Below are 13,355 nucleotides of genomic sequence, written 5' to 3' on the forward strand. Positions count from 1 at the left end.
GTGTCCATCTGTGGTTAATTATTCTTTTTTTTTCGACTTTTGCAAGAAGTCTATTTTGTCGAAAAGCAAAGGACAGATGACTCATGACAAAAGACAAAGAACAATTGATATCATGTCCGATTAAATAACCAAACTCAAGTTTGTAGTGAGGACAAGAGTCCTCTTGGACGAAAACAAGGACTGAAGTCCTTACTACATATAAGTTTTCTTATGGGTAATTTGCCGGACTTGATATGACAAATGGACAATATATCTCAATCATCTAACTCCCCAGCAACACCCCCACCCGAATCTCCTATGTGCGTCCGCGTGTGCCAAAATCGCACTTGCCGCAAGCAAGGTGCAGCAAAGGTACTAGCGGCTTTTGAGGCGCAACCATTTCCTGAAGTGACTGTGAGTGGTTGCGGCTGTTTAGGACAATGCGGCAATGGACCTATAGTGCTGATACTACCAGATAGGGTCTGGTATAGTCGCGTTCATCCTAGTGAAGTACCTCTACTGGTAGAACAGCATTTACGCGGTGGTTAAAGAGTGACATAGATGCTCTATCAAAACAAGATGGGAGGATGAGAACCCCTACCTTTTAAGGAGGGGATGAAATGCGACAAGGGCAGGTTTTAACAATCATGTTTCTCTTACCCACTCCTCAATTATCTCGCTAATACTTATACCTTTAGCGTCAGCCATAGCCCTTAATTTTGTCCACACCGTTGGGGTTAGAACTACGGTGTGGCGCTCTTTCACTTCGTCGTGAAGTATAGGTGTGTTTCTTTGACCTTTTATACCTTTTTTGCTTGACATGCTTAGCGGTGACGCGTATGCTAAAGCTATGTTAACAGAAGCAAGGAGGTGAGTCAACTGTACCGGACAATTCCAGTCAAAGCTAAATTTAACGATGAAGAAAAAGTGTTTTGGGTTGACCAGTGTGAACACGCTAACAGTTTAATTAATTCAGCGATTTACCACATACGTCAAACTCATTGCAGCAAGCTTGAGCAACAAGGTGAAGCATTCACAACTTATTGGCGTGGTGACGAATTATGCTACGGATGGAAAACGTACAAATGTAATATCACCTACCCAGAACTAGATAAAGTTCTCAAAAATAATCCGCATTACAAAGCAATGGCTGCACAGTCAGCACAACAAACACTTAAAACTGTTGGTGAATCAATTACTAGTTACAACCGATTGGTTAGCGCTTACTACAAAGGTGAAGTTGATAGACCATCATTGCCTAAGTACAGAAAACGTGGTGGACTTGCACCAGTAACGTTCCCCCGTCAAGCACTTATTTATAGAGATGGTTGTTTCTACCCGTCAATCAGTAGAGAAACGAAACCTCATTTGCTCACAGACATTGCTTTGCCTCTACCAGATTTTATTGATTCGCACTGGGTACGGGAGGTACGTGTACGTCCAAACCTTGGAGAACTCTGGATTGACTGGGTGATTGATGACGCTAAACAACCAATTCAAGCCAACCCAAATCTTGATTACACCCAAGCTTGGAGCTACGACCACGGCGGCACGAACTGGTTAACGGGTGTTTCAACTCGTGGCAAAAGCTTAATTATTGATGGTCGTAAGCTGAAGAGCATGAATCAAGGTTATTGCCGGTTGGTTGCCAAATATAAGCAAGGAAAATCCGACTTTTATTGGGACTCCAACCTTGATAGAGTGCAGCGTAAACGCAATAATCAGATGCGAGACGCAATTAACAAAGCAGCACGATTTCTCATTAACCAGTGTCTCAATGACCGCGTAGGAAACCTTGTTATTGGTTGGAACGACGGACAAAAGAATGGTTCCAGTATGGGTAAACGCAACAATCAAAACTTTGTTGTCATTCCTACCGGACGGCTAATTGAACGTCTTAAGCAACTAGCCTGTGAGTATGGAATTGTACTCACAATTACAGAGGAAGCGTACACATCAAAAGCGTCTTACTTGGATGGCGATCGCCTCTACAAGCATGGTGAAAAACCCGACTGTTGGAAACCGTCAGCGTCATTGCGGTAAAACGCGGATTGTACAAAAGTCGTGATGGTCACGTCATCAATGCAGATTGCAATGGTAGTGCCAACATCATGAGAAAAGTAGCTACACAGCTAGGATTAAACCTAGTCGAGGTAGTTAGGGCAGCTTTGACACTGCCACATCGGTATGATTTGTTCTCTCGTTTAGATAAATCATATCGTAGACGTTGTCCAGATGGGCTTCTAGCCCTCGGAGCAACAACAGTCTAGAATCCCCCTTTTTCCAAAAGGGGGAGATGTCAATATCGGTTTCATCCACAGGGTAATGGTTCATTATTAACAGTTTATAGATTATAGAGGTCTGCACTCTTTTTGACTGAAGCGGGACATTTCATGATGAATATTCAGCAGCTACGTCATTCTTTGAAACTTAAGTGGGTGAGTTACTATGACAACAATCGTTCGTGGCTGGAAAAAATGCGAGTTTGGGGAACTTACGATGGTCAGCGTCGCCCTTCCTCTAGTTTTATTTTGGCAACTGTGTCTGTTTTAGAGCCACAACTTGAAGAAATTTTTCCTTTTATTTTGGAACTGAACAACGATCCAGATCAGATTGTTGCAGCTTTAGGTCTTAACTTTAATCCTGAGGAGCATTTAGATTTAGTAGAATCACCAAATTCTGTGGCGCAAGAGGTTAAGAGTGAGTTTTGGCATCAGACCTTGCCTAAGTATCAACCTTTGACGCCCAGTGTAGTTGACACAGAAGTGGAAAATTCACGGGTTCTGGATAACCTCTCTCCAAACCTCTCTCCTGCAAGGAGAGAAGCTTTTAATTCTCCCCATTCCCTCTTAGGGGAGGGGGTTGGGGGGTTAGGTTTGGCGTTGTTTCCACATGACCTCAAAAGTCAAGTATCATCTGTTGCACTGACTAGCGAAGTTCCTCCGCAAACGCAAACCGAGAGTCAATCTTCGAGTTTTAGTGCAATTGTCACTGAAGTGGAAAGCCAGTGTCAATCCGTACAATCTGTTGCAGTTGCTAGCACTCAGGTGGAAAGTAAAAGCAACTCTCTTGGTTTAATGACAACAACTACAACCGAGGTGGAAAGCAAAAGCCAGTCCATACCTTTGGCTGGATTTTTTTGTAACAAGATGGAAAGCAAAAGTCAATCCGTGCCATCTGTTACCCCTGCTACACGTGTGGAAAGGGAACGCAAACCCAGATCATTGCTTGCGGTTGATACTTCTGATGGGGAAAGTAAAAGTCAACCTATGTCATTGGCTGCGTTCATTGCTAGCGAGGTGGATAGCAAACCTGTTTCATCTGTTGCCTTTGCTACACAAGTGGAAAGAAAAGGTAGGCTTGTGACCACTCCACAAAAAAATGCTCATAAGCAAGTTAATCCACCACCTGCTAGTACTAGTCATTTGGCTAATTGGATAGATGAGTTTTGTCAGGGTGTGGGATGCGATCAAGAAGAAACACGTTTTATTCGATAAAACCACTGATCACAATTGTGGGTAATCCTGAGAAACAAACGGGATTTCTGTGACTTCGCCCTCAACTTCTCCTACATGGACTTTCAACCCTACACCACCAGCCTTGCTGCGGATGTAGCCAAGCCCAAAGTGACCATCAAGGGTTTTTGTGTAACTGGTCAGTTTGCCAACTTTTTCATCTCCGATGGTAATTGGACTTCCCGGTTCGGCTGGGGCATTTAGGTGAATGCCCCAAAGGTGCTGCTTTACACCTTTGTAAGTGTTTAAACGGGCGATGGTTTCTTGTCCAATGTAGCAACCTTTATTAAAGGAAATAGTTTGCCATAAACCAACTTCCAAAGGATTGTAATCCTCCGTAAGTTCATGGTCTGGAGTCGGGCGTCCTTGTAATATTCGCAACGTCTCCCAAGAGCGATCGCCTATGGGTACTGCCCCAGCTTCAACAATTTTGCTCCAAAGTTGTTCTTTTTCAGCAGCAGGTAAAATCAAGGTGTATCCAGGGTAAGCCAAACCACTTCCTACGGCGACAAGAACCCCCCCTGTGTCCCCCCCGCCAGCAGGGGGGATGAGGATGTGATTGCCATAAGGTTGACCGATAATTGCCTCAGCCCCTAGCTTTTTTACAACAGCATCACTTTCTGGCCCAATGAGGGTTAAGGTGGCAGTTTCGTCAGTGATATCGGTCAATTGCACCTTGTCAGCAAAGAAGATGTAACGATCCAGCCATTGCATCAAATACTCGCGGCGGTTAGGCGAAGCCAGCAACAACACCGAATCTTCCAGGATGTATGCTGTGACCAAGTCAATCGTGCGGGCGGTAGAATTTACAAAAACCGTATCACAGCCTTGTCCTGGTTTGAGGCTTTGGAAATCGTTGGTGCTTTGGTTGTGCAAAAAGCGGAGGCGATCGCCATCGGAAACTTTGATGCGTCCCCAATGGGAGCGATCGTACACTGCAACAGAGTTTTGTGCTGCTTGGATAGCCGCTGCGTCGTTGGTGTCAATGGCAGATGTAGACATGGTGAAATCTTTACGTGCCGCTAGGTTATGGGCATTGAAAATCTTAGCAAATAATTGAGCAACCACTTGAAAACACCACCCCGTCCCTCGTGCCAAAGCTGATAAAACTTTGGGTAGGGCATATTTTCGGCGCTGCGCCATAAAATTTCTGCCGCTCGCCTACGGGTAGATTCATCTTGAGAGTTTTGGATTAACTCAACTAAAGCCTTGATTGCACTTGGGTTATCTTTGTCAATTTTCCCTAAGTGATATGCCGCTAGCCCACGGGTATATTCATGTTGAGAGTTTTGGATTAACTCAACTAAAGCGTTGATTGCTTTTGTGCGATCCGTCTGTTGTATTGCAGCTTTTGCTTCTTTTGCAATCAGTCTTGTAAAACTCCAATCAACGATTTGCTTGACTATTGCATCTGCTTGGGGATAATCCTTAAACTCAGCAATCCCCGCTGCGGCTAAAAAGTAGGCTCGATAGGCATAAAAGTTGTTATTTCCACACCCATCGTTAAACTTTATCAACGGTTCGATAAACTGCTGTTTCTGCTGGCTTTCCACATCCTCTCGCCCCAACCACAGCAAAATCACCTCTTTCCACTGCGGTTCAAAAATGCGGTAAGGCTTGTATTTGTCTGGATTCTCTTTATCTTTTACAGGTTTATTTTTGTGAGTGCGGGGTAAGAAAAAGTCCCAATTTGGAATTGCACACGCTGCAAAATATTCTTGAAACGTGGGATGGAAGAAAGCATAAACGGCTTCGTCACTTTGGGAATCTCGAGCTACCAAATTTAGCCAACCCAAATCACAGGCTAATTTGAACAAATCCTCGCCCATTTCCTTTGCAAGACTTTCCCGCAAGCGAAATCTTGCTAGGGTTTTGATTGCTGCTACGGCTAATTTTCCCAGATAAAAGTGCAATTCCTCCCGATTCTTAACTTCCTTGTGTTTCCACTCATAAAAATAGCGGCGGAATCTGTCGTATAACCCTGCCTTGGTTTTTGGTAATTCTGCTTGCTTATCCAAATAGAAAATCTGACACAACAGCGCCAACCTCAGCGGATTTTTGACTAACTCGCGGATGCGTTCTCTTCCGGTTTCTTTTAATTTCGCCTGTAGTTGTTCGCCTCGCTGTGGTTCTTTAGCATGATCAAACCACTGCTGAATGAATTCGTCAATTTGCTCTGGCTGAAAATCCTGAGTGCGATAGGTGTCAAAGCCACTCAGCGGATTGTTAACGCTAGCATCCCAGACATTCACCCGACAAGTTAGCACCACCCGCGCCTGAGTCAGCCAGGAAGTGAGGTATTTTTGAATTGTATCTAACGCCCGGACGGGTGAATCAAAACCCATCTCATCCACACCATCCAACAGCAGCCACACCTCACCTTGCTGGAACCGTTTGATGAACTCTTGCTGAATCTGCGGCTCAATTTGCGGCGTGATCACAACTTCAGGAGGAGATAATCTCATCGCTTCTGGAAGCCATTTACTAAGGAGATATTCCTCTAGCGTCCTTCCTTCCAAACTAGCCAGAGAAATAAAGATAGGCAAGTTTGACCCCTCCCCTAACCCCTCCTCGCTTGCGGGGAGGGGTGGCGAAGCCGGGGTGGGGTTCTGCTTGAAGATGAAAGATGCGATCGCCCCTAACAAAGTCGTTTTCCCTGCTCCCGGTTAGCCAATAATCGCAACGTGCTTGTTTTTCCCTGTAGGAGTTTGTCCAATCACCTGTTGGAGAAACTCGTCATGTTGGTAAATTTGGGCGATCGCTTCTTTCTCTACCCTATACACCTCATTTAGCTGACAATTTTCATCCATACCCCGGCGAGCCTGTTGTTTGCGTTCCACTAATCCCAGTGGTACATGAACATTCACCTCACATCCCATCTCAGTGACTTTCCGTCTTAGCCTCTGGGATTCTTGCTGATGTTTCAGCATTGCACCGCAAAGTTTGCGCCAGTCAAGCGAAGTTATTTTTTCAGACTCTACCGAATCGGTGGCGTGGTGATGATGCACCTCCATCTTGTCGGCGTTGTATATATGACCTTTATTATCTTTTTGCTCGTACCCTTTACCACCAGAAACATTCATCTTGCATTCAGTGGAGTTTTCGTGAACTACCCAACACTGACCGGCTGCATTCCCAGCCTGAGGCTGGGAACTAGGCAATTGTGGGTTGTTTATAACCGTTGTAGAGACGTGCCATGGCACGTCTCTACATTGTTTTTTGGAGAGGTCTATTCTGCAGGCTTTGTTCATCTAGCCCCAGAATGCTATTCTGCGACCTTTTGATGTACACCATCAAGTCGGAAACCTCACGGCACTTTTTACCGTCTTTCTTGATCACTGGCAATGAAAGTCCTGAGTGCTAAATCCTAAATAATTTGCATTTAGTACTCAGCACTGTTTTGGTGAGGTTACTCTGGTAAATTTGCAAACACTTGTTCAACTAACTCCTTTGTCTTAACCTCCAAGCGTTGCCAGTCCACCTCGCCGTTTTCATCGATTAAACTCGTATCAATGTTAACTGTTTCATTCCCCGGTATGTATTCACGAAAACACACTTGATAACACAATTCCCATAAATCTATACTGATTTGTTGCTCTTGACGCTGTAGACATAAATGGTATCCTGGATGGGGCATTGGCAGACGCGAGAGTGTTTCTCTGATTTCCAAAGCTTGCTCCGGTGTTACGGCTTCCAGGTCTTGCAGGAGCTTCGTCACGATTGCTTTGGTTTCATCAGTAGTGCCAGTAGGCCAAATCAGGACATCTTGATAAGTCCCCGTCCAGGAAGATACATCAAGCAACTTGCGAATATTATCGACAACGCGAATGAAAGCAGGTTGCATGAGGAGTTCCGCCTGCTGCCATGCTACTGAATTGCTAATTTTAGGTGGCATTGGAATTAACAAGGGCTATTGAAAGAAAAATTAACAATGTGTATTTATTAAAAAACTACGTTTTACATCCAAATCTTTTCTCAAGATAGCGGATTTCATTGAGAAAAATTTGGAGATATTTATTACCCTCTTTAAAATTGGGTGTTATCGCTGGGGAGTGAATATGATAGGTAAGCTACTGGATCATCGTTATAAAGTTATTAGAGTCCTGGCTACAGGGGGATTTGGTGAAACTTACATCGCCGAAGATACCAAACGACCGGGTAACCCCATTTGCGTTGTCAAGCACCTTAAGCCTGCTAATTCCGAGGCAAAAATGTTTGACACTGCTAAGCGCCTGTTCCAAATTGAAGCGGAAACTCTAGAAAAACTGGGCAACCATAACCAGATTCCTCGGCTTCTAGCTTACTTTGACGAAAACCAAGAATTTTATTTAGTACAAGAATTTATTGAAGGGCATCCCCTAAGTGAGGAACTGCATCCCAATCAGCGCTGGAATGAAAGCCAAGTGACTGGTTTGCTGCTGGAAGTTTTAGACATTCTGAAATTTGTCCACGGACAGGGTGTGATTCACCGCGACATCAAGCCGGATAACATCATCCGTCGCGCCTCGGATAACAAACTCGTTCTTGTAGACTTTGGAGCTGTTAAACAATTGCGAGTGTCTGCTGGATACGCTTCGCGAACACAAATGTTTACAGCTGCAGGTCATCACTCTGCGACTGTAGCTATTGGCACTCCTGGCTATATGCCCACGGAACAAGGTCAAGGCAAACCCCGCCCAAACAGTGATATGTATGCTCTTGGTATCATTGCCATTGAAGCGCTGACGGGAGTCGCGCCAATGGATTTGCAAGAAGATCCTCATACTGGGGAAATCCTTTGGCAACATCTTGTACCTGTAAGCAACGCCTTGGAAGCCGTGTTAAGCAAGATGGTACGTTATCATTTCAAGGATCGCTTCCAGAGTGCATCAGAAGCACTGCAAGCATTGCAACCGTTTTCCTCAAGGTATACGCCCGAAGAATACTCAAACACTCCCAGCTACCAAATCATCAAGTCCTCATCTGCCTTATCTCCACAGTCTCGACAAAAAACGCTCGCAGTTGCTCCGGCAAATCTTGTCGCCCAACCTGTAGCAGCAGTAACCCCTAAATCGACCCCCAAAGGTTCTAGTGGACCTGACTTATTACAGCTATTAATTCTGGCGGTTTTGGTTGGTGGCGCTGCTGTTGTTACCCCAGCTGTGGTCAAGAACGTTCAAGGTTTGGCTTCCAATTTTGCTATAAATGGCGCAAACTCAGATAGTGACGCGACATTAGCACAAAACTGTTTAGCTATTGTCAAGGAGAACTCTAATATCCGTTCTGAGCCAAATCCTATTAACGATGATTCTATTGTAGAAACTGTTACTAAAAATACTAAATTTGAGGTGACAGGTATGCGGACAAAACGCGGTTGGGTACAGATTAAACTTGATCCGACACAGAAGGCTTGGGCAAACTCAGAAGTTATCAAAAATAACGAAGAATGGGTTTCTTGCCTGCGAGACAAGGGCATTGCAATCAAAACACTAGATGATAATAACTTGATTGCCGATCGCCCCGCGCCTAAGCCAAAAACAAAACCTGTGGTTGATTTACCAATCTCATCGTCACAAGAGTCAGAACAATCAGGACAATCAAAACCTTTAGCTTATAATGACAACGGTTCCCAGGTTGTGGAAAAAGCCAAGAATAAGTACGAGTCAGGAGATTTACAAGGTGCGATCGCGCTGTTAAGGACAGTAACTTCAAATCCCACTGCTGTCAAAGAGACAACAGAGATGATATCTCACTGGCAGCAAGATTGGAGTAAAGCGGAAGCTCTATTTAAAGACCTCGACACAGCGTTTGCTGAGGGGCAATGGGATAAAGTGTTGGCTTATAAAGACCATCCAGAAAAATTACCCAATATTCAGTACTGGCGAAACAAAGTAGAGCCATTATTTCAACAAGCTGCCAATAATTTAGCAAAACAACAGCTTCCGGAATTTGGTAACAGCAATCACAATAAACCCAAACTAGAACATCCGCATTCCAGTATAGATAATCACGTTTACACTACAAATAGTTACGATGATACCGAAATTTTGGAACCAGAAGAAATTCTAGAAAACGAGCTCTAAATAAAAGCTATCAATAAACCTTGGTCTGTTACTAATACTTCCTGGTTAGTCGTTAGTCGTTAGTTGTTAGTAAAAAAACTAACAACTAGCAACTAACAACTAACAACTAACATTTAACAATTAGCAGTCAATCTATCCGTAGATCCATACTAAAGGTTGTCGAACTATTTTTTCGGTTGTGCGGGGGCACTCTGCCGCTCTAAAGCAGCGGTGAAGAAGTAAACTCGGTCACAATATTGGCTTTGACTAGTACAAACAGCCTCGATAGCAACGTTGCTGGCATTGCTGACATCAAGTGCTAATGAAGTTTGCTGTCCAGGGGCAACAGTACGTGTTTCAGCTTGGTTGCCATCTAAGTAAACTTTAACGTCAACCCCTGGACTTTTTGTATCATTGTCACGTATTCCAAAACCCAAACTGAGGGTTTGAAACGGGGGTCTAGAACTCTTTTCTGGCTTGATGCTACAAGTTAGAGAAGCAGAACGGTTACCTGGTCCGAGGTAAAACCTGCTAGTATAAACTGCTCTGCCTATAGAAACATCAAGGTTCTCCTGACGAACAGTGCCAAGTCCACTGTTTACACATTTACTATTTAGCAGGGAGACAGGACGCTGTGCCCGTTGTGCTTGAGCAATTTTCCCTCCAAAGGAAAATAAGGAGGACAATAGTAAGGCACTGGTGAGCACTGAACTGATTAACTGAGTTTTTTGCATTGCAATTTAATAAAGTAGTTCGTAAGGATTCAGGCGAAAACAAAAATAATAATAATACCTAATTGACTTTCAATTTTTTTGTATGCTGAACATCTGAAAACTTTTATACCAAGTTGGGTGACTCGTGGAGGCTGATGGGGTTTCATCAAAGTTATAGAAGGAGCAACCTTGGCAGCAAGGCAGTTTCAAGTAGTACATATTTGATTACAACAAGACAAACTGCCTTGCTGCTGCCGAAAAGAGTACATCTTTTAGTAAAGAAATATATAAGGTTGCTCCGTTTTCTTATGATTTAGCCCAAGGGTGATAGCGAAATATCTCCCCACCCCCTCAACAAACAAAACGCTTTAATCGACTCTGACACGGAAGCGAACATAAGCGGGGTTTCCACTGTTCGTACTAAAAGTGCCCAAGTTGACAATCACCGCACCTTTATTATTTGTTTGACTCTGGCAGGTATTACCTGCAGGCAAAGGTGCCAAAGGTGATAAAAATGTTCCTTGATCTGCACCGTTACCAGCCCCAGACACGGAAATACCGTTGTTGCTATAACTTGTACCATCTGGAATTAAGTCGCAGAACCTGACATTGTTCACTCCTTGGGCAAGGAAATAGATTGTGTACTCCACTTCATCGCCGCTTTGCACAGGCGTCTGTAGATCGCGAACACCACGAACAGGCTGTGACTGGTTGATTTGATTGTCATCATTCCCAGGACCATCATCAAAGGTACTGAAGTTAGGGCCTGGGATGGACTGACCATTTCTCAACACGTTGGTAATTCGCTTCACCAACAGCAAATTGGTCTCGCCTGCTCCTAAAACAGGAGCATTGAAACCGAAGTCAACCGTATTAATATTTTGACCTGCTGCTAAAGTAATGGGATTGGGCTGAGCCAGGGTGGGAGTAGAGCTAGCCGGAGGGTTAGAAACGACGACTCTATAGCTGCCTGCGGGTAGATTGGGTATGCTGTATCTGCCGTTGTTATCGGTGGTAGCAGTGCGGGTAATGTCGTCATCATTGCCAAATTGACCATCCGGTCCTGCACCAGTCGCAGTGACAGTAATGCCACTGATACCTCTTTCCCCTGAATCTTGAACGTTGTTGCTATTTCTGTCGTTGAAAATTGTATCGCCAATTGTGCCGAGTTGCTGCTGCGTAAAGCCAAAATCAGCCGTGGTCAAATTCTGACCGGCGGCTAGAGTAATGGTAGCGGGCGGAGTTTGGCTGGGGGACAAGCCATTTGGTGGGTTCGTGACGCTGACTCTGTAGTTTCCTGCGGGCAGATTGGGAATGCTGTATCTGCCGTTGTTATCCGTGGTAGCAGTGCCGGGAATGTCGTCAGCAGTACCAAATTGACCGTCGGGTCCTGCACCAGTTAAGGAGATAGTACGACCGCTGATTCCGGGTTCTCCTGCGTCTTGGACGCCGTTGCCGTTGGTATCGTTGTAGACTGTATCGCCAATTGTGCCGAGTTGCTGCTGCGTAAAGCCAAAATCAGCCGTGTCTAAATTCTGACCTGCTGCTAGGGTAATGGTAGCGGGCGGAGTTTGGCTGGGGGACAAGCCATCTGGTGGGTTGGTGACGCTGACTCTGTAGCTTCCAGGGGGCAAATTGGGAATGCTGTATCTGCCGTTGTTATCCGTGGTAGCAGTGCGGGTAATGTCGTCAGCTGTGCCAAAGTTGTTGTCTGGTCCTGCACCAGTTAAGGAGATAGTACGACCGCTGATTCCGGGTTCTCCTGCGTCTTGGACGCCGTTGCCGTTGGTATCGTTGTAGACTGTATCGCCAATTGTGCCGAGTTGCTGCTGCGTAAAGCCAAAATCAGCCGTGTCTAAATTTTGACCTGCTGCTAGGGTAATGGTAGCGGGCGGAGTTTGGCTGGGGGACAAGCCGTCTGGTGGGTTCGTGACGCTGACTCTGTAGCTTCCACTGGGCAGATTGGGAATGCTGTATCTGCCGTTGTTATCGGTGGTGGCGGTGCGGGTAATGTCGTCAGCTGTGCCAAATTGACCGTCCGGTCCTGCACCTGTTAAGGTAATGGTACGACCGCTGATTCCGGGTTCTCCTGCATCTTGGACGCCGTTGCCGTTGGTGTCGTTGTAGACTGTATCGCCAATTGTGCCTGTTCCTGTCGGCACACAAATTTGTATCTGAGCAAGACCAATAGTCTCATCCTGCAAAGGATTACCGAATTCTGTTCCTGGCTGGTAGGTAACCTGAATTCGAGTCACTGCACCAGATGGCGTAGCTGTAACGTTACCAAAGCTTTGGTTAGGGAAAGCATTCTCGTTGATGCCTTCTGCAACGTTGCCAGTCACTCTAACATACGTCGGCTGCGTGCCAGGAGCCAGCGTCACGCCAACGGGTGTATTACCATTGGCAGCTGTGACTGTAACTCTATCTTGGTAAATATACGCAATATTATTTATAGTATCGCGTGCCCCAGCTCGGTCAACATCTAACAAGGTGAGGGGGGATGCCAGGGTGACTGGTTGTGAAAAGTTAATGGTGAGTGTCGCACTACTACCGACTGGCGCTGGTCCATCAAAAGGCAAGTTTGGATCTTGACTATCAAGGCCGATATTGAACCTTAGATTTGGTCCAGGAATGCCGCCGTAAACTTCTGAGGAAATGAATGTTTCACTTGAGTCGATAACTTGACCAGGGGCGCTTTCACTAAAGCTGAGGGTAGTGCTAATTCCGTTAATGGTCAGGTTTTGACTTTCAATTCCTGCCCGGTTGTTGGTTGGAGTCCATTGTAGGGTTTGTGCCGTTGTACCAGCTGGACAGCTGCCTGGTGTTGTCTGCGCCAACGCCTTCCCACCCGAAAAATTCCCTACTATTGGAACCTGTGGCAAGGCGAAAAGCACAGTAGCAAGCGTACCCTTGAAAGTAAGAAGACGCACGTTTTTTTTATTAGTTGTATTTAATACATGAGCCACAGCAAATTCCCTATGTCCTGCCGACAGGCTATCTACTTCAAAGACTTGGCGCGAAAGCCAACGGGAAGATGGAGCGATCGCTTTTAGGTGCTGAAATAAAGCTTTCATGAGCTTCTAGACTTTGGACGTGTGGACTGTGAA

At 45.3% G+C, this 13,355-nt stretch carries 9 protein-coding genes and 2 pseudogenes; 4 read left to right on the forward strand and 7 right to left on the reverse strand.

Features of this window, described 5'->3' with window-relative positions; translation table 11 throughout:
- The first annotated feature begins 240 nt into the window (after positions 1 to 240).
- The 3 genes and pseudogenes from AACT52_RS06615 to AACT52_RS06625 all read left to right on the forward strand — a co-directional run bounded on the left by AACT52_RS06615 (position 241) and on the right by AACT52_RS06625 (position 3,476).
- Positions 241 to 528 (forward strand): (2Fe-2S) ferredoxin domain-containing protein, encoded by a 288-nt coding sequence (locus AACT52_RS06615; protein ID WP_073629846.1) that lies wholly within the window; start codon positions 241 to 243, stop codon positions 526 to 528.
- 330 nt (positions 529 to 858) lie between these two features.
- Positions 859 to 2,249: pseudogene (locus AACT52_RS06620) on the forward strand (RNA-guided endonuclease InsQ/TnpB family protein).
- A 126-nt stretch (positions 2,250 to 2,375) separates the two neighbouring features.
- On the forward strand, positions 2,376 to 3,476 hold the full coding sequence (locus AACT52_RS06625) for a DUF5331 domain-containing protein (protein ID WP_158054578.1): 1,101 nt from the start codon (positions 2,376 to 2,378) through the stop codon (positions 3,474 to 3,476).
- Between the two features lie 9 nt (positions 3,477 to 3,485).
- On the opposite strand, the gene ygfZ is transcribed toward AACT52_RS06625, so the two are convergent.
- The 5 genes and pseudogenes from ygfZ to AACT52_RS06650 all read right to left on the reverse strand — a co-directional run bounded on the left by ygfZ (position 3,486) and on the right by AACT52_RS06650 (position 7,389).
- The gene (ygfZ, locus tag AACT52_RS06630; protein ID WP_073629947.1) at positions 3,486 to 4,496 is read right to left on the reverse strand and encodes a CAF17-like 4Fe-4S cluster assembly/insertion protein YgfZ; all 1,011 of its coding nucleotides are present in this window, start codon (positions 4,494 to 4,496) and stop codon (positions 3,486 to 3,488) included.
- Between the two features lie 20 nt (positions 4,497 to 4,516).
- Positions 4,517 to 5,323, reverse strand: coding sequence for a HEAT repeat domain-containing protein (locus AACT52_RS06635; protein ID WP_272937081.1), 807 nt, complete (start codon positions 5,321 to 5,323; stop codon positions 4,517 to 4,519).
- Positions 5,324 to 5,644: 321 nt separating this feature from the next.
- Positions 5,645 to 6,145, reverse strand: a pseudogene (locus AACT52_RS06640) (NACHT domain-containing protein); the annotation flags it as partial.
- Positions 6,146 to 6,160: 15 nt separating this feature from the next.
- Positions 6,161 to 6,655, reverse strand: a complete 495-nt coding sequence (locus tag AACT52_RS06645) for a hypothetical protein (RefSeq protein ID WP_143172743.1) — start codon at positions 6,653 to 6,655, stop codon at positions 6,161 to 6,163.
- A gap of 248 nt (positions 6,656 to 6,903) precedes the next feature.
- Positions 6,904 to 7,389 (reverse strand): hypothetical protein, encoded by a 486-nt coding sequence (locus AACT52_RS06650; protein WP_041040817.1) that lies wholly within the window; start codon positions 7,387 to 7,389, stop codon positions 6,904 to 6,906.
- A 163-nt stretch (positions 7,390 to 7,552) separates the two neighbouring features.
- Between AACT52_RS06650 and AACT52_RS06655 the strand changes: the two genes are divergently transcribed.
- Positions 7,553 to 9,556, forward strand: coding sequence for a serine/threonine protein kinase (locus tag AACT52_RS06655; protein WP_073629854.1), 2,004 nt, complete (start codon positions 7,553 to 7,555; stop codon positions 9,554 to 9,556).
- A gap of 164 nt (positions 9,557 to 9,720) precedes the next feature.
- On the opposite strand, the gene AACT52_RS06660 is transcribed toward AACT52_RS06655, so the two are convergent.
- Positions 9,721 to 10,269 (reverse strand): hypothetical protein, encoded by a 549-nt coding sequence (locus AACT52_RS06660; protein ID WP_073629856.1) that lies wholly within the window; start codon positions 10,267 to 10,269, stop codon positions 9,721 to 9,723.
- Between the two features lie 347 nt (positions 10,270 to 10,616).
- Positions 10,617 to 13,322: an SdrD B-like domain-containing protein gene (locus AACT52_RS06665; protein ID WP_073629858.1), complete on the reverse strand. Its 2,706-nt coding sequence runs from the start codon at positions 13,320 to 13,322 to the stop codon at positions 10,617 to 10,619.
- Positions 13,323 to 13,355: the final 33 nt, after the last annotated feature.

Source organism: Scytonema sp. HK-05 (assembly GCF_963872035.1).
In the GTDB taxonomy this organism is placed as follows: Bacteria; Cyanobacteriota; Cyanobacteriia; order Cyanobacteriales; family Nostocaceae; genus Kalymmatonema.

Bases quoted from the DNA above. Each gene is read 5' to 3' on its own strand.
- AACT52_RS06635 (WP_272937081.1), bottom strand. From the start codon at position 5,323: ATGGGCGAGGATTTGTTCAAATTAGCCTGTGATTTGGGTTGGCTAAAT.
- AACT52_RS06615 (WP_073629846.1), top strand. From the start codon at position 241: ATGGACAATATATCTCAATCATCTAACTCCCCAGCAACACCCCCACCC.
- AACT52_RS06665 (WP_073629858.1), bottom strand. From the start codon at position 13,322: ATGAAAGCTTTATTTCAGCACCTAAAAGCGATCGCTCCATCTTCCCGT.
- AACT52_RS06625 (WP_158054578.1), top strand. From the start codon at position 2,376: ATGAATATTCAGCAGCTACGTCATTCTTTGAAACTTAAGTGGGTGAGT.
- AACT52_RS06655 (WP_073629854.1), top strand. From the start codon at position 7,553: ATGATAGGTAAGCTACTGGATCATCGTTATAAAGTTATTAGAGTCCTG.
- ygfZ (WP_073629947.1), bottom strand. From the start codon at position 4,496: ATGTCTACATCTGCCATTGACACCAACGACGCAGCGGCTATCCAAGCA.
- AACT52_RS06660 (WP_073629856.1), bottom strand. From the start codon at position 10,269: ATGCAAAAAACTCAGTTAATCAGTTCAGTGCTCACCAGTGCCTTACTA.
- AACT52_RS06650 (WP_041040817.1), bottom strand. From the start codon at position 7,389: ATGCCACCTAAAATTAGCAATTCAGTAGCATGGCAGCAGGCGGAACTC.